Origin of the sequence: Gordonia alkanivorans (assembly GCF_004011905.1) — a bacterium.
GTDB classification, from domain to species: Bacteria; Actinomycetota; Actinomycetes; order Mycobacteriales; family Mycobacteriaceae; genus Gordonia; species Gordonia alkanivorans.
In genome coordinates, this window is the sequence record NZ_CP027114.1 from 3,503,909 (window position 1) to 3,521,800 (window position 17,892).

Consider the following 17,892-nt stretch of genomic DNA (forward strand, 5'->3'; position numbering starts at 1 on the left):
CATGGAAGCACTGATCCTGATCGCCGTCATCGTCCTGATCGTCGTCGGGGTGGTGGTGATCGCTCAGCAGCGCTCGGGCACCAACGCGGCCCGAAACCTGGACGACGCGAAGGCCGACGCCCGACAGGCGATCGAACGGCTCGGCGGGCAGGTGTTCATGCTGATCGGCGACGGCCCGGCGTCGAAGCAGGCTCTCGCCGACGCGGGCGAGCGCTATACCGCGGCGGGGTCGCAGATCGAGCAGGCCAACTCACCCGCGCAGGCGCGCCTGGCCAAGCAGACCGCCATCGAAGGCCTGTACTACATCCGCGCGGCGCGGATCGCGATGAACCTCGATCCCGGTCCCGCCATCCCCGAACTCGAGGGCCGGCAGAGGGCGGGCAAGGTCACCGAGGATCGGAAGGTCGAGTTCGAAGGACGCCAGGTCGAGGCGTCGCCCAACCCGTCTGATCGGACGCCGAACTACTACCCGGGTGGCCGTGTCGCCGGGCGGCCGGTTCCGGCCGGCTGGTACTCCGAGCCCTGGTGGCGGCCGGCGCTCGTGGCGGGCGCCTGGGGTGTCGGATCGATGTTCCTGTTCTCCGCGATGTTCTCCGGCATGGCCGGCGTCCCGTACGACGCCCAGGGCTTCGAGAGTGGCATCGGCGATGGATCCGACATGGGAGCCATCGACGGTGGCGCCGGAGGCGACGACTTAAGCGGGGGTGCCCCCGGCGGCGATGGCGGTTTCGGCGGAGACGGTGGTTTCGGTGGAGACGGCGGCGGTTTCGGTGATTTCGGTGGCGGAGGATTCGACTTCTGATCGACCTGAGGGGCATCGAAAACCGCGGTGTGTAGCCATCTTCGAGATGTCCTCCACCGGCAACGACCGCTCGGCGACTCGTGGTTCGATGTGCGGGTTTTGCGGCACGGTCCGCTCAACGGCGAAGAGGTCTCAGTACCTGGAATGGGCATAGACGTACAGCAAATGGAGCATCTTCGCATCCGCATGATGAGCCGGATGCAGCTCCTCCGCGACACAGACTAGAGCCGGCCTTGTCGACCCACTCGTAGCTTCCACCCTCGAACCCACTGGTCAGCGCACCGGCTATGGGTCAATCGCCCGTCCTTCGATTTTGGTGACACAGGTCACTCGACGCCCATATAGTTACCCAATGCCACTTAGTCATCTAAGTGACAGAGGACGGCGGCGCCGTTCCTGATCCCCAATTGAAAAGGACACACCGATGAAACCGTTCAGAGGCTCGCGCGTCGCCAAAGTGGTGGCCGCATCGTTCGCGGTGGTCGCGCTCAGTGCGACAGCTGCATGTGGCAGCGACGACAGCGGTGACGGCTCCGCGTCGGAGAGCGTCGCCGCACCGGAGGGTTCCTTCCCTGGGACTGCGGCCAGTGGCGAGCCGGTGAAGATCGGTCTCATCAACAACGAGGGCGGACAGGCCATCTCGATGCCCGAGAACCGGGAATCGGCCGAAGCCGTCGTCCAGTACGCCAACGAGAACCTCGGCGGAATCGGTGGCCGGCCCATCGAACTGGTCATCTGCAAGCAAGGTGAAGACGCCAATCAGGCCCGAGACTGTGCCAACAAGATGGTGGAGGCCAAGGTCTCTGCCGTCCTCATGACCAGTAGCGGCCAGGGCAATTCGATGGTCCCGATCATTACCGGGGCCGGCATTCCCTACGTTTCCGCAGCGGGTCAGGCATCGTCGGAGCTGACCACCGACGGCGCGTTCATGTGGACCGCAGGCCTGCCCGGCGCGCTCACCTCGATGGCGAAGTACTCCGCCAACCAGGGCATGAAGAACGTCACGGCCTACGTCATCGACGTCCCGGCAGCGACCGCCGGTGTCCAGGCGATGGGCGCCCCCGCCTTCCAGGCCGCGGGAGTCAACCTCAAGGTCGTTCCGATCCCGCCGGGCACCCCGGACGCCACTCCGCAGGTGAGCGCGGGCCTCGGCGACAACCCCGACGGTGTGGTCGTCATCGGTGAATCCACCCTCTGCACATCGGTGTTCAAGGCACTGGGCACGGTATCGACGACGGCCGAGAAGATGACCATCCAGCCGTGCTCCGATCCGGCCGTGGTGGAAGCGGTCGGCAACCAGAACCTCAACGGCACCAAGGTCTTCACCGCCTCGGTCATCAACGCCGACGATCCCGAGACGCAGCTCTACAAGGCGATCATGGCCAAGTACGCGCCCGACACCGACATCGAAGGATTCGCGATCATCGGTTACCAGGGCATGCTCGGCCTGGTCCGCGCAACCGAGTCGGTCCAGGGGACGGACACGTCGCCGGCCGCGTTGACCGCCGCGATCAAGTCCGCCAAGGACGTTGTCCTGCCGGCCGGTTACGGTCTCAAGTTCACCTGCGACGGCAAGGCGATGCCCGGCATGGTCTCGGTGTGCGGCAGCGGAGGAATCGTCGAGACCTTCGAAAACGGCGAGCTCGTCGACCCCCAGCTCGTCTGACCTGACGAACGTTCACCACACCCGCACGATCATCCGGAAGTCGGTAGATGACCCAAGATATTCAGTTCTTGCTCCTAGGGCTCGGCAACGGCGCTGTCTACGCAGCATTGGCACTGGCCCTGGTCATGACCTATCGGAGTTCGGGTGTGGTGAACTTCGCCACCGGTGCCATCGCGCTGTACATCGCGTACACGTACGCGTACCTGCGCGACGGCGAGCTTCTCATCCCGATCCCGGGGTTCCCCAAGACAATTGATCTCGGGGGACCCCTGGGATTGGCACCCGCCATGGTGATCGCACTCCTGATCGCCGCCGGCCTCGGCGCCCTTCTCTATCTCTGCGTGTTCCGAATGCTCAGGACCGCACCAGCCACGGCCAAGGCGGTCGCCTCGATCGCCGTGATGTTGGTGATCCAGGCTCTGCTCGCCGCCCGGGTGGGCACCAGCCCGGTGTCGGTGGATGCGATCCTGCCCACCGACATCATCGAGATCGGAGACATCCGCGTTCCCGCCGATCGCGTGTGGATCGCGGCACTGGTCGTCGTGCTGACGGTGCTGTTGATCCTCGCCTTCCGCCTGACCCGATTCGGTCTGGCCACCCGGGCAGCCGCCGAATCGGAGAAGGGCGCAATCGTCGCGGGCCTGTCACCCGAGCGCATCGCCTACGCCAACTGGGCACTGTCGACGATGATCGCAGGTCTGGCAGGCATCCTGATCGCCCCGATCGTCCCGCTGATCCCGGTGTCCTACACGCTCTTCATCGTGCCGGCCCTCGCCGCGGCGCTGGTCGGCAACTTCTCCGCGATCGGTCCGGCGGTCGCCGCCGGTCTGGGAATCGGTGTCTTGCAGTCGGAGATGACACATCTCCAGGCATCCGTCAGCTGGATGCCACAGTCCGGGATGGCCGAGCTCATACCCCTGGCGATGATCCTGATCTTCCTGGTGGTGCGCGGCAAACCCCTGCCGACCCGTGGTGCCATCATCCAGAACACTCTGGGCGCCGCACCGCGACCACGAAACCTGTTGATCCCCGCCATCGTCGGTATCGTGGTCGCCCTCGGGTTCCTGATCTTCACCGAGGGCAGTATCCGAGGCGCGGTCATCGTCACCTTCACGGTGGCGATCATCGCCCTGTCGCAAGTGGTGGTCACCGGGTTCGCCGGTCAGATCTCGTTGGCGCAGTTGACCCTTGCGGGAGTCGCCGCGTACACGATGTCGCGCCTGACCACCGATTGGGGCGTTCCGTTCCCGATCGCGCCGGTGTTGGCGGCTCTGGTGGCGACGGTGGTGGGTGTCGTCGTCGGACTCCCGGCACTGCGGATCCGGGGCTTGCCGGTCGCGGTCGTGACGCTCAGTCTCGCGGTGTTCCTGGAGGCGTTCTGGTTCCGCAACAACGAGTTCAACGGTGGGATCGACGGGGCGGTCGTCCAGGATCCGTCGCTGTTCGGTCTCGACCTCGGCATCGGCTCCGGAAGTACCTATCCCAACATCGCATTCGGCATCCTGTGTCTGATCGTCCTGACGCTGGTCGGCCTGGGCGTCGCCCGGCTGCGGACCAGTCGTCTGGGTGCCTCGATGCTGGCCGTTCGCGCCAACGAACGCTCCGCCGCCGCCGCCGGGGTCAACGTGTCACGAACAAAACTGGTGGCCTTCGCAATCGGCGCGTTCATCGCCGGGATCGGCGGCTCCCTCATGGCCTATCAACAGACGGTGGTGGTTCCCGAATCCTATGCCGCCATCGCCGGAATCGGCATGTTCGCACTGGTGTACCTGGCCGGCGTCACCTGCGTCTCCGGCGGCGTCCTCGCGGGCATCATGGGCGCCGGCGGCATCCTGTTCGTGCTGCTCGATCGCGCGGTCAACCTGGGCACCTACTACCACGTCATCACCGGCGTGCTCCTGGTCATCACCATCATCGCCAACCCCGAGGGCATCATCTCCGAGGTCCACAAGGCGACGAACTGGTTGCGCAACAGAATCTTCGGCAACCGCAAGGAAACCGATGCCGACCTCGACCTCGCACTCTCGTCCGGGACCGACACGACGGTCGAAGGGTTTTCGCGCGCACCGGGAGAGGTCATCCTGTCGTCGAAGGGGATCGGCGTCCGATACGGCGGGGTCACCGCCGTCGAGAACGTGTCGTTCGACGTCCGCGTCGGCGAGATCATCGGCCTGATCGGCCCCAATGGAGCCGGAAAGACCACCTTCATCGACGCCATCAGTGGCTTCGCCGACGCCACCGGCAGTGTCAGCCTGGACGGCGACAGCCTCGACGGGCAGCGCCCTTACCAACGGAGCCGTCGCGGCCTGGGTCGCACATTTCAGGGCATCGAACTCTACGACGACCTGTCGGTCCGGGAGAACGTCGCGGTGGGCGCCACGGCCGCTCGACACCGTCCGAACACAGCAACGCTGGGCGACGACGACCTGGAGCGGCTCTTCGAGCTGTTGCATCTCACCCCGGTGGTGGACCGGCAGGTGAAGGAACTCTCGCAGGGGCAGCGGCAACTCGTCTCGGTCGCCCGCGCACTCGCCGGACGACCTCGAGTGGTCCTGCTCGACGAACCGGCTGCCGGCCTCGACAGCACCGAGAGCGTCTGGCTCGGACACCGCCTGCGTGCGATCCGCGATGCGGGGGTGACCGTCGTGATGATCGACCATGACATGGAACTGGTTCTCGCAGTGTGCGATCGGATCGTCGTCCTCGACCTGGGAAAGGTGATCGCGATCGGCACACCCGACGAGATCCGCACCGACCCCGCTGTCGCCAGCGCCTACCTCGGCGCCACCCACAGCGGTGAGGAGCTGAAAGCATGAGCCACGTACTCACCTGCACAGGTCTGGACGCCGGGTACACCGGCCGCCCGTGTGTCCGCGGATTCGATCTCGAACTCGCGGCCGGGGAAGTGCTGGCACTCCTCGGGCCGAACGGGGCGGGCAAGACGACGGTGCTGATGACACTGGCCGGGTTGCTGCCGAGCCTGGCCGGCGAGGTGTCCATCGACGGTCACAAGGTGAAGTCCGGACACGCACGGAGCGCCGCGAAGGCCGGACTGGTGTTGGTTCCCGACGACCGTTCGTTGTTCACCTCGCTCACCGTCGAGGAGAACCTGCGGCTCTCCGTCCGGTCTCGGCGTTCCTGGCCGACGGAACGGGACACCATTGTGGAGACCTTCCCCCAGCTCGCCGACCGGCTCAAGGTGGCCGCCGGTGCACTCTCCGGAGGCGAGCAGCAGATGCTCGCGATCGGACGGGCTCTCGTTCAGCACCCCAAGGTCCTGCTGATCGACGAACTCAGCATGGGCCTGGCGCCGGTCATCGTCGAACGCCTGCTGCCTATCGTCCGCGCCGTCGCCGACAACACCGGCACCGCAGTGATTCTCGTGGAACAGCACGTGCAACTCGCCCTTGGTGTCGCGGATACCGCGATGGTCATGCGGCACGGAAATCAGGTACTGCAGGGCAATGCGTCGGAGCTGGCCGCGACACCCGAGGTGATCGAGAACGCGTACATGGGTGAGGCGTTCGCTGGACCCTGACATCGCGGTGGTGTGCCACACGCCACGACTACGGGGCGGACGTCCGCGGCTGTGACCTGCGAGGACCATCGTTCTGCGGTGTCGAAACCGGGGCCTCGGCCGTGTCCGTACAGAGGTCGTTGTCAGCCAGTTTCCTGCGCTGCGCGCCGGCGAGGATCCGTCAGGAACGAAGGTGCATCGAGGTGTCGCCGACGTGGGTGATGTCGCCGTAGTCGCGACTCGCGAAGTGCCACTCACCGTCGTCGACAACGAAAGTGTCATGGTGTCGGCCGATCATGACGACGTACTCTCCGTCCGGCCCGTGCTCCACCACCGTGTACGCTGCCCGCACCGACCCGGTTGCCGGAGACGAACACTTCCGCTCGGCCGAAGAGCTCTGCGACACCTGTGAGGTCACCGCCATCCAAGCGTTGAACGTAACTGCGCAGCAGGGCCGTGATGGCCGAAGTCGGAGATCCCATCAGCCGTGGACTCGGACGGCCAGCGACCGGAGGCGGCGGACGAGAAGGCTTCGCTCCCAATGAGGATCGGCGGTGTCGACGGTGGGGATCCGAGCAGTTCGGCGACAACCGCCATCGGCAAACGTTGGGCGACGGCGGCGACCCAGTCGATCCGGCCGTCGCGGAGCCCTTCGGACCACAAGCGCTCGACGGTGACGTCGATGAACGGTTCGAGTGCACGAACCCGCTTGGCCACCAACGACGGCATGACCATCGCACGGTGGGCTTTGTGACTCGGGTCGTCGACCGTGGCCAACACATGGATGGGGGAGCCCAACTCGGCTATCGGGTACTCCTCGACCTTGCCGCCCTCTTTCCACACCATCGTCGCGGTGAGGTTGGAGGAGAAATCTTCGGGCCGTGCTACCCCCTCGGCGATCGCATCCCATCCCGTGACGAGATAGAAGTTCGAGTCACCGACACGGCTGACAGGAGCGGCTCGGGTCAGAGCGGACAGTTCTGGATACGGATCGTCAAGATCATGCACGCCACAAGGGTGTATGCCGTTGACCCGCGCACCTAGCAGTGTCGGCAGGGTCGATACGATCACGGCATCGATCCGACCTGCGATTGTCTCAACGTGACGCTTCGAACTGCGGTTTGTCTCTGGGTCGTGGTGTCATGTCGTCTCACGGTGAGATCACGCTGACGGCTGCCGACATCGACCGGAACCGGGCCCGGGCTGGAGAAGGCCAGTCGGCGACGGGCTCGATCGACTGCCGCAGCGGTCGTCCAGCGACTCAGGTCAGCCGTGTCACCGGTTGGCCGGGGTGATCGCGCTATGCGGTCGCCTTGTTGCGAACCGACGCGAGTTGAGACGCGATCGGTATGTCGAGATCGGCAAGTGCATCGCGATCGACCGGCAGGCCCTGTGTCAGAACACGTTTGCTGAACATGAACTCTTGCGGACGATTGACGCAGTCGGCTGCGATCAGTTCTCCCGCTCGCAGGTAGAAGCAGGCGAACTCGCGGTCCGACGTCGGGTCCCCGCGGAGTACGACGCTGTCGTACCCGGTGTTGAGTCCGGCGATCTGCAGCTTGAGGTCGTATTGGTCTGACCAGAACCACGGAAGAGCCGAGATCGTCGCCTCCTTGCCGCACATGGTGGCGGCGGCGACCTTGGCCTGCTCACCGGCGCTCGGCACCGACTCGAGTCGCGTCTTCCCGTACCGCTCATCGTGATACGCGACGCAGTCTCCGGCCGCGGTGATGTGGGGGTCGCTCGTGCGGCCGTGCGCATCGACGATGATGCCGTCGTCGACGGCGAGCCCGGCTTCGTGCGCGAGCTCGATGTTCGGCCGGACACCGATCCCGACGATCACGAAATCCGCAGGGACAGTCTCGCCGTCGGCGAGGCGTACCCCCGTCACGCGATCTGTGTCGTCGTCGCCCTCGAAGCCGACGACGGTCGCACCGGTCCGGATATGAACGCCCTCTGCTTCGTGGATTCGACGGAAGTAGTCGGAGACCTCCGGAGCGGTGACCCGCTGCAGGACACGGTCGGCCGCCTCCACGACGGTGACAGAGAGACCCAGTTTGCGCAGCGATGCCGCTGTCTCGAGTCCGATGTATCCGCCGCCCACGATGACGGCGCGCTTGCTGCCGGGAACATCGGCGCGGATCGCCTCGACGTCCTCGGCCGTCCGAAGGTAGTACACGCCGCCGAGGTCGGCTCCCGGAATCCGTAGGCGCACTGGGCGAGCACCGGTACACAGGGCGAGCCGGTCGTAGTACACCGACTCGCCATTCGTCAGGACGACGCGCTGTTCGGCGCGGTCGATGCGTTCCACTCGAGCACGACGAACCTCGATGTCCTGCTTGTCGTAGAACTCGGTGCCGCGGATCAGCAGGTCGTCGATCCCGACGGTGTCCGCCAGGTACGTCTTCGACATCGGCGGACGGTGATACGGCAGGTACGGCTCGTCGCCGACCAGGACGACCTCGCCGTCCCACCCCGACGACCGAAGCTGCGCACTCAGTTGGGCGCCGGCATGGCTGGCCCCGACGACGACCGCACGCCCCGTGGTCATGACCGTGTCTTCGGCGTGAGTTCGACCATCAGCTTGCTGTAACCACGGACGAAGTTGGACTGCACGTACTCGGGTTCCTCGATGACCTTGATGTCATCGAAGCGCTGCAGCAGTTCTTCCCAGAGGATGCGCAGCTGCAGTTCGGCGAGACGGTTGCCCATGCACCGGTGCACACCGAAACCGAATGCCATGTGGTTGCGGGCGTTCGGCCGGTCGATGATGAGTTCGTCGGGGCTGTCGAACTTGGTCTCGTCCCGGTTGCCCGAGGCGTACCACATCACCAGCTTGTCGCCCTTGCGGATGAATTGGCCGTTGAGAATCGCATCCTTCTTCGCGACCCGTCGCATGTACGCGAGCGGGGTCTGCCAGCGGATGATCTCCGACACCATGTTCGGGATCAGGCTCGGATCAGCCTTGAGCTTCTCGAACTCGGCGGGGAACTTGTTCAGTGCGTAGACACCGCCCGACATCGAGTTGCGCGTGGTGTCGTTTCCGCCGACGATCAGCAGCGTCAGGTTGCCGATGAACTCCATCGGACGCTTCACTAGGTCGGCGGTCTTCGGATCGGACTGCAGCATGCTGATGAGGTCGAATCCGGGTGCCTCGCCGGCGGCGCGTCGTGCGGCCTTGTCGTGCCACAGCGCGCTGAAGGCACGGGTCATCTCCAGGGCTGCCGCGTACACCTCGTCGGGATCGCTGGCGCCGCCGGTGGCCTCTTCGCTGCCGGACGCGAGATCGGACCAGCGGACGAGACTGCGCCGCTGCTCGTACGGGAAGTCGAGGATGGTCGCCAGGGTCCGGGCGGTGATCTCGACCGAAACGCGATCGACCCAGTTGAACGGTTCGCCGACGGGAAGGTTGTCGAGAACCTCGCACACGCGTTCCCGGATCAGCCCCGCCATCTCCTTGAGGTTCTTCGGGGCGACGACGCCCTGGACGGCGCGACGCTGCTCGTCATGCCGCGGCGGGTCCATCGCGATGAACATCTCGACGTCGAGGCCCGGTGGGGGAGTGCCGATCACGATGAAGGGTTCGGCCGAGAAGGTCTCGTGGTCCTTGTCGACTGTCATGATGTCGTCGTAGCGGGTGATCGACCAGAACGGGCCGAACCGGCTTTCCGGCTGATAGTGGACCGGCGCCTCGGCGCGGAGGCGAGCGAAGTAGGGAACCCACTGCCCCTGCCGGTACATGAACGGGTTGCTCATGTCGATCTCGTCCAGACCGACTTCGTTGACCGGCGGGATAGGCTGCTCCACATAGGTTTCCGGCCGCGACTCGCCGAGCAGGCGAGCACGCGTCTTGTGGAAGAGCTGGAGGCCCTGAACCTGACGGTCCAGCGGGATGTTCGCCTGCACCGTCTCAACGACGCGGTCGAGGATCTGCATCAGTGGTTCTCCGATCGGTTCAGAACTGGAATTCGGGAAGATTGACGATGAGGCCGTCGTGCTCGGCGTTCAGCGCGATCTGGCACGACAGACGCGACGTCGCCTGGCAGTCGGGATTCATCTCGAGCATCTGCTCTTCGGCGACAGTGCGGCTGCCGGCCGCGGCGGCCCACTGCTGCTCGACGATGACGTGGCAGGTGCCGCAGGCGGCGTCGCCCCCGCAGTCACCGTCGATTCCCGACACGCCGTTGTCGGTCGCTACTTGCATCAGGTTCTGTCCCTCGACGAACGGGACCTCCTGCTTTTCGCCGTCGTGGGTGACGAAGGTGACGCTGGCCATGACTTCCTCCTCGGGTTGGGCTGCCCCCGGTGTGACGATTGCCACGTGTTGGCGCTGTCAACATGAGAATGGCCCACGATGTTGTCCTTGTCAACATCCGTTGGCACACATGTTGCCCGTGTCGCGTTCACCCAGGTAGGAGGACTGCACACGCGTCGGTAGAGTGACCGCCATGGCATCGGAGCGCAGCACCTACCACCACGGCAACCTTCGCAATGCCCTCATCGACGAGGCGTGGGAGCTGGCCCGCACCAGCGCGCCAGAGAAGGTGACCGTCCGCGAGGCGGCGCGTCGCGCCGGCGTTTCCCACAACGCTGCCTACCGGCATTTCGCGGACCGCCAGGAGCTGATGACGTCGATCGCCGATCGTGCCCTCGCAACACTCGCCGACTTGATGCGCGAGCGGATCGCGACGGTTCCCGACGACCAGGCCCCCGGGGAGGTCGCACGATCCCGGTTCCGGGAGACCGCACGTGCCTATGCCCTCTTCGCGATCGACGAACCGCATCTGTTCCAGGTGGCGTTCCACGCCGAGTTCTCGCGACCGGGTGTCAATCCGGACGTGTCCGCGCGCCGCGACGGCCCGTACGCCATCCTGCACAGCGTCCTCGACGAGATGGTGGCAGTCGGGGAGATCCCGCCGGAACGCCGCCCGGACTCCGAGATCGTCTGTTGGGCAGCGGTTCACGGATTCGCCGAACTCTGCATCAAGGGACCGCTGGGGTTGTTACCCGAAGCCGAGCGCGAGAACTACTTCGAGCGACTCATCGGCACGATTCTGCACGGACTGAAGGCCCCGCTCGGCTGACCCGTGAACTTCTGCGTCGCACGACGTTTCGACACTTCTCCACGGATTGCCCACCACCGGTGTTGAGCTGACGTATGTTCACCTGAACCCAATGCCGAGGGATTCGGGTATCTCCGCACGGGCGAGTCCGCAGCAAACGCCGCTCCGGAACGATCGAATACCGTGGAAGAGGTACCGGATGTCAACGAGAGGTCGTCGGTGTCGTACGACGCGCCTGATCGCCGCCATAGCCGTCAGCGGTCTGGCAATTGTCAGCTCTGCGTGCAACCAAGAATCCGACGCGAGCACAGGGGAGTCGCTGCAGATTGTGCTGGGTTCGCCTCCACAGGCGTCGCAGATCCCATTGGTCTACGGCGTCGACCACTACGGCGGGGACCTCGGGCTGAACCTCAGCGTCGAACAGAACGTCACGATCACCGACACGCACACCGACGCGGTGAAGACCTTGTCCGACGCCGATGCCGAGGTCCTGGCGACGTCGTTCTCCGCGATTCTCGATGCGCGGAAACGGGGCGAGGACCTCAAGGTGTTCTGCCCGTACGTCAGCATGGACGACTTCGTTCTGGCCGGCGCGAACGGTGTGAACACGGCCGGCAGCTGTTCGAGACGTCGACCCGCGTGGGCATCGACAGCCCGGGCGGCGCCGGCGCCATCGTCCTCAACGCGCTGTTGAGCGGCATCGGCGAGCCCCGGGACGTCCACGAGATCCCGAATCCGAAGATCATCGAAAGCTCAAGCGCCCGAACCGAAGCGTGGGCTACAGGACAGCTCGACGCCACCGTCATCCACGACACGCAGTACGACGCCGCCCACTCAACGGTGAACCGGCCGGTCCTGATCGCCACCCTTTACGAGAACGCCCCCGGTTTCATCAAGGTGGCCCAAGCCGCCGAGGCCGACTGGCTCGTACAGAACCGTGAACTGGCCGCGCAGTACTGCGCCACCACGCTGCGGGCGATGAAGGAACTGAAGAGCGACTTCGCCGTCTTCCGGGCTGCGGTCGGCGAGTACGTCGAAGAACCGCCGTCCGAACAGTCACTCAGAGAGCTCTACGACCTCATCCAGAAGTACCCGTTCTGGACAGCAGACGGCGGGCTCTCCGACGAGAGTGTGGAATTCATGATCGACATCGCTACCGAGTCGGGCGTCCTGACCGGACCGATGAATGCCGCCGATGTCGTCGACCGGGAGACTCTGCGTAGGGCCGTCGAACTCGCGAACACGCCGTCGACGGGGTAGTACTCACTTCCTGCCTGAGGGCACGTCGTTGCGGTCGGAGTCGGGCCCGGGCGCTTGGCGTTCCTGCTCGACCAGTTCCTTGGTCCGGAGCAGGCGCAAGGCCGTCACCAGCACGATGCCGCCGATGATGTTGAACACGACGGTGTACCAGAACCATGACAACCACCCGACGACGGTGACCCCGCCGCCGACCTGGATCGCTCCGAAGATGAGCAGCGAGTCGAGGACGGAGTGGAACAGCTTAGACCCGCCAGCAGAAACGCTGTTCCGACAGTCGCCGCGATCTTGGCCGGGTCGGACGACGTGCCCTGCTGCATCCGGGTCAGGAGAGTCATGACGGCTCCACCGAGTACCGCCAGACAAATGCTCTGCAACGACAGCGGGGCGTCGGCGAAGTGGTGTGCCGACTCCGACAGGGTCTCGTTCCATTCCGGAAACGATCGCGTGATCAGCCACATGATGACCCAACCTCCGGAAGGTTGGCGAGCAGTGTGCCGACCCAGAGCTTGATCAGCTGAAGAACAGACCCCTTACGCGCCACCACCGCGGCGATGGGCATCAGGAAGTCCTCGGTGAACAGCTCGCTGTGCGCGAGGTATATCGCGATGAGTCCGATGCTGAAGGCGAGGCCTCCCAGGAGGTGGCTGCCGGTTTCGTGGACGACGGCCAGCATCGCCATGACGCCGAGTCCGACCTCCAGCCCACCGAAGAAGCCGGTGATGAGAACTGTGCGCACCGCCCGGTACAGGCGTTCGGTGCCCTCGGTCTCGACTTCGTCGAAGCTCTCCTCGAGTTGCTGTTCGAGGGGGCCGTCCGCGCGACCGGCCGCGCGTCGGTCGTCCTCGTGGTCCCGCTGGTTCGCAGTCATCGCCATTCCTCTCGGAACGCGGGGCAGGCGCCACGCACCGCCCCTGCGCGGTCCCGCGCTGCTGCAGGTGCGACCCGAATGCTACGCGTCGTCGACGACTACGCAGGGGAACCGACCGATGCACGGCCGGTGTGCGTTGATGACGGTCGGTGGGCGGGCTCAGGTACGAGGAGACCGAACAGGTTGCGACTCATTGTTTCCGGCCGACGAAACCCCCAGCGGTTGGGGTCAGGCCGGCTCCAGCGCCCGGTTCGCCTTCTCCAGAGCGGCGAGCGTACGCAGGACGGAATCCCGCTTCGCGGTCAGGTCCGACACCTTGGCCTTGCCGCTCAAGCCGGAGTCCTTCTGCGCGATCGCCAAGCGTTCCTCGATCTCCGCGAGCTGCGCCAGCAGGTTCTCGGCGCGGCTCATGAGCTCGGCGCGGTCGGGGCGGGTGACTCCGGACTTGTCATTCTGCGTCCTGGTCGCAGGCGCCTTGGTGCTCGCCTTCGGAGCGGTGGTCGTGGTGCGGGTCGTGACGCGCTGCCCGGTTCGAGACTTGGTACGGGGAGGTGTGTGCGAGCGGGTCTGGTTGAGCAGCGCCCGGGCCTCGCGAGCGGCCACCCGGTGTTCGTGTTCTTCCTCGTCCTCCGAGGCGAGCGATCCACCCAGGGGCCGCAGACCGTACAAACCGACGAACTCGCGGGCCACAGCAATGGTCTGTTCTGCAGTGCGGCAGCGCCCGCACCGCGGCTCACCACGGAACTCGGCGATGTCCCCGGTGGACGAGCACCACACGCATACGCGCGAAGTGAGGTCGGTCATGAAAGCATCGTCAGCAGCGGAATTCACGTGAGAAAAGACTACGGCACATGGCTTTTCGATCTGCAGCGGGGTTGCACCCTCAGTCCGACGGATGCCGCGACGGATGTTCCTCTGAGGACGTCGCCGCCCCGATGACCTCAGCAAAGTAGGCGTCGAGCCGGTCGAACAGTCCGAGGAAGGCCTCGACGTGGCGGTCACCCGGGTCCGCGTAGCCCGCGATCGCCATTCAAGCAGGCACGCCCAGCAACCTCTCAGGTCACTTCATCTAGCCGTCCAGGATTCGTGCATCACTGCCGGTGAGTTGGTCGCGTGAGGTGTCCTTGAGCGCGACTCCGGATCTCCCGAGTTTGCGAGCGCCGTCGACCAGGGCCGCGGTGATCGCGGCGGCGGTTGTGTAGTCGAGGCCGTCGGGCGGGTGGATGTTGGAGATGCAGTTGCGGTCTGCGTCACTGCGTCCGGCTCGCGGGAGATGGGTGAGGTAGATACCGAGACTGTCGGCGACCGATAGGCCGGGGCGTTCGCCGATGATCATGATCATCGTCTGGGCGCGGAGGGCTTCGACGAGGTGGTCGCCGAGGGCGACGCGCGCTTGGGTTGCGATCACCGGGGGAGCGAGGGAGTAGCGCGGGGCGAGGGTGTCGAGGAGCGCTTCGAGCAATCCTCGTCCGTGGTCGGCGAGCGCACGCGGTGAGAGTCCGTCGGCGAGCACGATGGCGAGGTCGGCTCCGGTGTCGGGCAGGTGAGACAGATCCGCGGGCCGTCGCCCGAGATCTGGTCGCCGCAGGTACTCACTTCGGGAGCCGGCCTCGCTGTGCACATGGAGTGCTGGCTCGATGTCGAGATCACTGATCTGATCGTTGAGGTCGGCCACGTCGAGCGGTTCGTGCACGGCGTCGCGGGCTGCGGAGTGGGCAGCCTTGAACTCGAGTACTCGACGCGAGGGGAGTGAATTCCCGGCCCGGCCCAATCCGATCCGTGCTCGGGTGGTCAGTCGCAGTCCAGCCCAATGGTCCTCGGCCGGTTGGCGGGCGTTCATCGGGCCGCACTCAGTGCACGCAGGGGAGAGTCGAGCACGTCGACGGGCAGGATGCGTCCGTCGGTGTCGGCCATACCGAGTCCGGCCAGCCAGGCCTCGAATTCCGGAGCGGGACGGAGGCCGAGTGCCTGACGCACGTAGAGCGCGTCGTGGAAGGACAGGCTTTGATAGCCGAGCATGACGTCGTCGGCGCCAGGGACGGCGATGACAAACGCGGCGCCGGCGACACCGAGCAGGGTCAGCAGAGTGTCCATGTCGTCTTGGTCTGCTTCGGCATGGTTGGTGTAGCAGACGTCGACACCCATCGGGAGACCGAGGATCTTCCCGCAGAAGTGGTCTTCGAGACCGGCGCGAATGATCTGTTTCCCGTCGTAGAGGTATTCGGGTCCGATGAAGCCGACGACGGTGTTGATCAGGAGAGGTTCGAGGTCACGCGCCACGGCATACGCACGGGTTTCCAGTGTTTGCTGATCGACGGGTTTGCCGCCGGTGCCGAGATGCGCATTCGCCGACAGCGCGGATCCCTGCCCGGTCTCGAGGTACATGACGTTGTCACCGACGGTGCCGCGGTGCAGAGAGTGGCCCGCTTCGTTGGCTTCTCGCAACATCGCGATGTCGACTCCGAAACTGCGGTTGGCGCCCTCGGTTCCAGCGATCGATTGGAAGACCAGGTCGACCGGTACCCCTTTCTCGATCAGGTCCACAGTGGTGGTGACGTGTGACAGAACGCAGGATTGCGTCGGGATCTGAAAGCGTTGTCGGATGTCGTCGAGCAGGTACAGCAGCTCCGAGGTCGCGTGCGGCGAGTCGGTAGCCGGGTTGATGCCGATCACCGCGTCTCCGCATCCCATCAACAATCCGTCCAGAGTCGCCGCCGCGATGCCGCGAGGATCGTCGGTGGGGTGGTTGGGTTGCAGTCGGGTGCTGATGCGTCCCGGCAGGCCGACTGTGGTGCGGAAAGCTGCGGTGACGGTCGCGGCTGAGGCAACCAGGATCAGGTCCTGGTTGCGCATGATCTTCGATACGGCGGCAACCATTTCGGGGGTCAAACCTGCTGCCACAGCGGCAATTCGAGCGGCACCGTCGTCGCGAACCGCGGTTTCGAGGAACCAGTCACGCAGTCCGCCGACGGTCAGGTGCGCGATCGACTGGAACGCCACCCGGTCGTGGGTGTCGATGATCAGTCGGGTGACCTCATCGGTCTCATACGGAACGACCTGTTCTTCGAGGAAGGTCGTCAAGGGTAGATCTGCGAGTTGCCATGCCGCAGCGGCGCGTTCGGCATCGGACTCGGCAGCACACCCGGCGAGTTCATCGCCGGAGCGGCGGGGGGTGGCCTTGGCCATCAGTTCGACGAGTCCGTCGAAGGTGTAGGTCGTGCCCGAGATCGACTGGGTGTAGATCATCGTAGGTCGTCCTCCGCTTCGGCGAGCGCTGCGAATTCCTCGTCGGGCGAGTTCGCGACGAGCCGGTGTCGGCTGTACAGGGCGAAGTAGAGCATGAACAGGGCGAACACTCCGAGGCAGCACAAGGCTGCCACCACGTCGACGAGGAAAGTCGCGATGACCGCGATGACTGCGACGACGAGTGCGAAGCCCGTGGTCGCGACGCCGCCGGGGGTGCGGTACGGGCGCTTCATATCTGGTTCGCGGCGCCGTAGAACGATGTGGCTGACCATGATCAACACATAGCTCGAGGCGGCACCGAAGACAGCCATGTTCAACAGGAGGTCGCCTTTGCCGGTGAGCGACAGCAGGAAGCCGATGATCCCGGGCACGATCAGCGCTAGCGTGGGGGCCTTGCGTCGGTTGGTCACCGACAACACCGTCGGCAGGTAACCAGCTCGTGAGAGTGCGAACAGCTGGCGCGAGTAGGCATAGATGATCGAGAAGAAGCTCGCGACCAGACCGGCAAGCCCGATGTAGTTGACCACCTTGGCCATCGACGAATCACCCAGTGCCTCGACCAGCGGATTTCCCGACTCCGACATCGGACCTGCACCACCTGCGCCGGTCGTCAGGAACAGCACGGTGACACAGGTGATGAGAAGGACGCTGATCGCAGCGATGATGCCCCGCGGAACGTTTCGTTCGGGGTCGGCGGTCTCTTCGGCCGCCAGCGGTACACCTTCGATCGCCAGGAAGAACCAGATCGCGAACGGAATGGCCGCCCAGATCCCGATGTAACCGAACGGCAGGAACGACGACGACCCGGCTGCGTCCGTGGGTGCGATGTCGGTGAGGTTGCCGATCTCGAAGTGGCCGATGGCAGTGATCGCAAAGATGACCAGACCGACCAACGCGATGGCAGTGATCGCGAACATCACCTTCAACGCCTCGCCTGCGCCGGACAGATGGATTCCGATGAAGATCATGTACACGACCAGATAGACCCACCAGCCGTCGGTGATACCGAACAGGTTCAACGACTCGACGTAGGCGCCGATGAACGTCGCGATCGCTGCCGGCGCGATCGAATACTCGATCAGAATCGCCGTGCCCGTGGCGAATCCGCCCCATGGACCGAGTGCCCGGCGGGCGAACGTGTAACCACCTCCAGCCGCTGGAAGAGCCGAGGACAGCTCAGCCATCCCCAGCACCAGGCACAAGTACATCGCGGCGATGATGACCGCGGCGATCGCCAGGCCGCCGAAGCCGCCGTGTCCGAGGCCGAAGTTCCATCCCGAATAGTCGCCGGAGACCACGTAACTCACACCCAGACCGGCGAGCAGCAGCCACCCGGCGGTGCCGCCCTTGAGTTGACGCTTCGCCAGATAGTCCGCCGATTCTGCGTGACTGTCCACGCCACCGGTGTGGTGCGAACTCTTCGATTCGTCGATAGCCAAACCGGCCTCCTCGGGAGAAGGACCTAGACCC

16 protein-coding genes and 1 pseudogene are annotated in these 17,892 nt (G+C 65.1%); 7 read left to right on the forward strand and 10 right to left on the reverse strand.

The window, feature by feature from the left end:
- Position 1: 1 nt before the first annotated feature.
- The 4 genes from C5O27_RS15945 (at position 2) to C5O27_RS15960 (ending at position 6,006) form a co-directional block, all read left to right on the forward strand.
- Complete coding sequence (locus tag C5O27_RS15945) at positions 2 to 802, forward strand: hypothetical protein (protein ID WP_006357592.1); 801 nt, start codon at positions 2 to 4, stop codon at positions 800 to 802.
- Positions 803 to 1,226: 424 nt separating this feature from the next.
- Positions 1,227 to 2,468 (forward strand): ABC transporter substrate-binding protein, encoded by a 1,242-nt coding sequence (locus C5O27_RS15950; RefSeq protein ID WP_127963123.1) that lies wholly within the window; start codon positions 1,227 to 1,229, stop codon positions 2,466 to 2,468.
- A 47-nt stretch (positions 2,469 to 2,515) separates the two neighbouring features.
- Positions 2,516 to 5,284, forward strand: a complete 2,769-nt coding sequence (locus tag C5O27_RS15955; protein WP_127963124.1) for a branched-chain amino acid ABC transporter permease/ATP-binding protein — start codon at positions 2,516 to 2,518, stop codon at positions 5,282 to 5,284.
- Positions 5,281 to 6,006, forward strand: a complete 726-nt coding sequence (locus C5O27_RS15960) for an ABC transporter ATP-binding protein (protein ID WP_075863353.1) — start codon at positions 5,281 to 5,283, stop codon at positions 6,004 to 6,006. The genes C5O27_RS15955 and C5O27_RS15960 overlap by 4 nt, the downstream gene beginning before the upstream one ends.
- A 393-nt stretch (positions 6,007 to 6,399) precedes the next feature.
- Here the strand turns inward: C5O27_RS15960 and C5O27_RS15970 are convergent, their stop codons facing one another.
- The 4 genes from C5O27_RS15970 to C5O27_RS15985 form a co-directional block, all read right to left on the reverse strand.
- Positions 6,400 to 7,056 (reverse strand): cytochrome P450 family protein, encoded by a 657-nt coding sequence (locus tag C5O27_RS15970; RefSeq protein WP_244216527.1) that lies wholly within the window; start codon positions 7,054 to 7,056, stop codon positions 6,400 to 6,402.
- A gap of 229 nt (positions 7,057 to 7,285) precedes the next feature.
- Positions 7,286 to 8,536, reverse strand: a complete 1,251-nt coding sequence (locus C5O27_RS15975; RefSeq protein WP_006357600.1) for an NAD(P)/FAD-dependent oxidoreductase — start codon at positions 8,534 to 8,536, stop codon at positions 7,286 to 7,288.
- Complete coding sequence (locus C5O27_RS15980; RefSeq protein ID WP_127963125.1) at positions 8,533 to 9,921, reverse strand: cytochrome P450; 1,389 nt, start codon at positions 9,919 to 9,921, stop codon at positions 8,533 to 8,535. The genes C5O27_RS15975 and C5O27_RS15980 overlap by 4 nt, the downstream gene beginning before the upstream one ends.
- Positions 9,922 to 9,940: 19 nt before the next feature.
- Positions 9,941 to 10,261 carry a 2Fe-2S iron-sulfur cluster-binding protein gene (locus C5O27_RS15985; protein ID WP_006357602.1) on the reverse strand — a complete coding sequence of 107 codons (321 nt, stop codon included), beginning with the start codon at positions 10,259 to 10,261 and terminating at the stop codon, positions 9,941 to 9,943.
- Between the two features lie 172 nt (positions 10,262 to 10,433).
- On the opposite strand from C5O27_RS15985, the gene C5O27_RS15990 reads away from it, so the two are divergent.
- The 3 genes from C5O27_RS15990 to C5O27_RS23035 all read left to right on the forward strand — a co-directional run bounded on the left by C5O27_RS15990 (position 10,434) and on the right by C5O27_RS23035 (position 12,308).
- Positions 10,434 to 11,069, forward strand: coding sequence for a TetR/AcrR family transcriptional regulator (locus tag C5O27_RS15990; RefSeq protein ID WP_040004000.1), 636 nt, complete (start codon positions 10,434 to 10,436; stop codon positions 11,067 to 11,069).
- A 307-nt stretch (positions 11,070 to 11,376) separates the two neighbouring features.
- Entirely contained in the window at positions 11,377 to 11,742 is a 366-nt protein-coding gene (locus C5O27_RS22760; protein ID WP_051405881.1) for a hypothetical protein, read from the forward strand.
- Positions 11,688 to 12,308, forward strand: a complete 621-nt coding sequence (locus C5O27_RS23035; protein WP_244216528.1) for a substrate-binding domain-containing protein — start codon at positions 11,688 to 11,690, stop codon at positions 12,306 to 12,308. The genes C5O27_RS22760 and C5O27_RS23035 overlap by 55 nt, the downstream gene beginning before the upstream one ends.
- 3 nt (positions 12,309 to 12,311) lie before the next feature.
- On the opposite strand, the pseudogene C5O27_RS16005 reads toward C5O27_RS23035, so the two are convergent.
- The 6 genes and pseudogenes from C5O27_RS16005 to eat all read right to left on the reverse strand — a co-directional run bounded on the left by C5O27_RS16005 (position 12,312) and on the right by eat (position 17,861).
- Positions 12,312 to 13,176, reverse strand: a pseudogene (locus tag C5O27_RS16005) (formate/nitrite transporter family protein).
- Between the two features lie 228 nt (positions 13,177 to 13,404).
- A complete protein-coding gene (locus C5O27_RS16010; RefSeq protein ID WP_006357606.1) occupies positions 13,405 to 13,980 on the reverse strand; it encodes a hypothetical protein in 576 nt (191 codons plus the stop codon).
- 79 nt (positions 13,981 to 14,059) lie between these two features.
- Entirely contained in the window at positions 14,060 to 14,206 is a 147-nt protein-coding gene (locus tag C5O27_RS22765) for a hypothetical protein (RefSeq protein WP_164905324.1), read from the reverse strand.
- 39 nt (positions 14,207 to 14,245) lie between these two features.
- On the reverse strand, positions 14,246 to 15,016 hold the full coding sequence (gene eutC, locus C5O27_RS16015; RefSeq protein WP_127963127.1) for an ethanolamine ammonia-lyase subunit EutC: 771 nt from the start codon (positions 15,014 to 15,016) through the stop codon (positions 14,246 to 14,248).
- Complete coding sequence (locus C5O27_RS16020; RefSeq protein WP_006357609.1) at positions 15,013 to 16,422, reverse strand: ethanolamine ammonia-lyase subunit EutB; 1,410 nt, start codon at positions 16,420 to 16,422, stop codon at positions 15,013 to 15,015. Before C5O27_RS16020 ends, eutC begins: the two co-directional genes overlap by 4 nt.
- Positions 16,419 to 17,861, reverse strand: coding sequence for an ethanolamine permease (gene eat, locus C5O27_RS16025; RefSeq protein WP_006357610.1), 1,443 nt, complete (start codon positions 17,859 to 17,861; stop codon positions 16,419 to 16,421). The genes C5O27_RS16020 and eat overlap by 4 nt, the downstream gene beginning before the upstream one ends.
- Positions 17,862 to 17,892: the final 31 nt, after the last annotated feature.

Excerpts from the sequence above, each read along its gene's own strand:
- C5O27_RS16010 (WP_006357606.1), bottom strand. The coding sequence starts at position 13,980 with ATGACCGACCTCACTTCGCGCGTATGCGTGTGGTGCTCGTCCACCGGG.
- C5O27_RS15960 (WP_075863353.1), top strand. The coding sequence starts at position 5,281 with ATGAGCCACGTACTCACCTGCACAGGTCTGGACGCCGGGTACACCGGC.
- C5O27_RS15985 (WP_006357602.1), bottom strand. The coding sequence starts at position 10,261 with ATGGCCAGCGTCACCTTCGTCACCCACGACGGCGAAAAGCAGGAGGTC.
- C5O27_RS22765 (WP_164905324.1), bottom strand. The coding sequence starts at position 14,206 with ATGGCGATCGCGGGCTACGCGGACCCGGGTGACCGCCACGTCGAGGCC.
- C5O27_RS15990 (WP_040004000.1), top strand. The coding sequence starts at position 10,434 with ATGGCATCGGAGCGCAGCACCTACCACCACGGCAACCTTCGCAATGCC.
- C5O27_RS15945 (WP_006357592.1), top strand. The coding sequence starts at position 2 with ATGGAAGCACTGATCCTGATCGCCGTCATCGTCCTGATCGTCGTCGGG.
- eutC (WP_127963127.1), bottom strand. The coding sequence starts at position 15,016 with ATGAACGCCCGCCAACCGGCCGAGGACCATTGGGCTGGACTGCGACTG.
- C5O27_RS15975 (WP_006357600.1), bottom strand. The coding sequence starts at position 8,536 with ATGACCACGGGGCGTGCGGTCGTCGTCGGGGCCAGCCATGCCGGCGCC.
- C5O27_RS15980 (WP_127963125.1), bottom strand. The coding sequence starts at position 9,921 with ATGCAGATCCTCGACCGCGTCGTTGAGACGGTGCAGGCGAACATCCCG.
- C5O27_RS15955 (WP_127963124.1), top strand. The coding sequence starts at position 2,516 with ATGACCCAAGATATTCAGTTCTTGCTCCTAGGGCTCGGCAACGGCGCT.
- C5O27_RS15950 (WP_127963123.1), top strand. The coding sequence starts at position 1,227 with ATGAAACCGTTCAGAGGCTCGCGCGTCGCCAAAGTGGTGGCCGCATCG.
- C5O27_RS16020 (WP_006357609.1), bottom strand. The coding sequence starts at position 16,422 with ATGATCTACACCCAGTCGATCTCGGGCACGACCTACACCTTCGACGGA.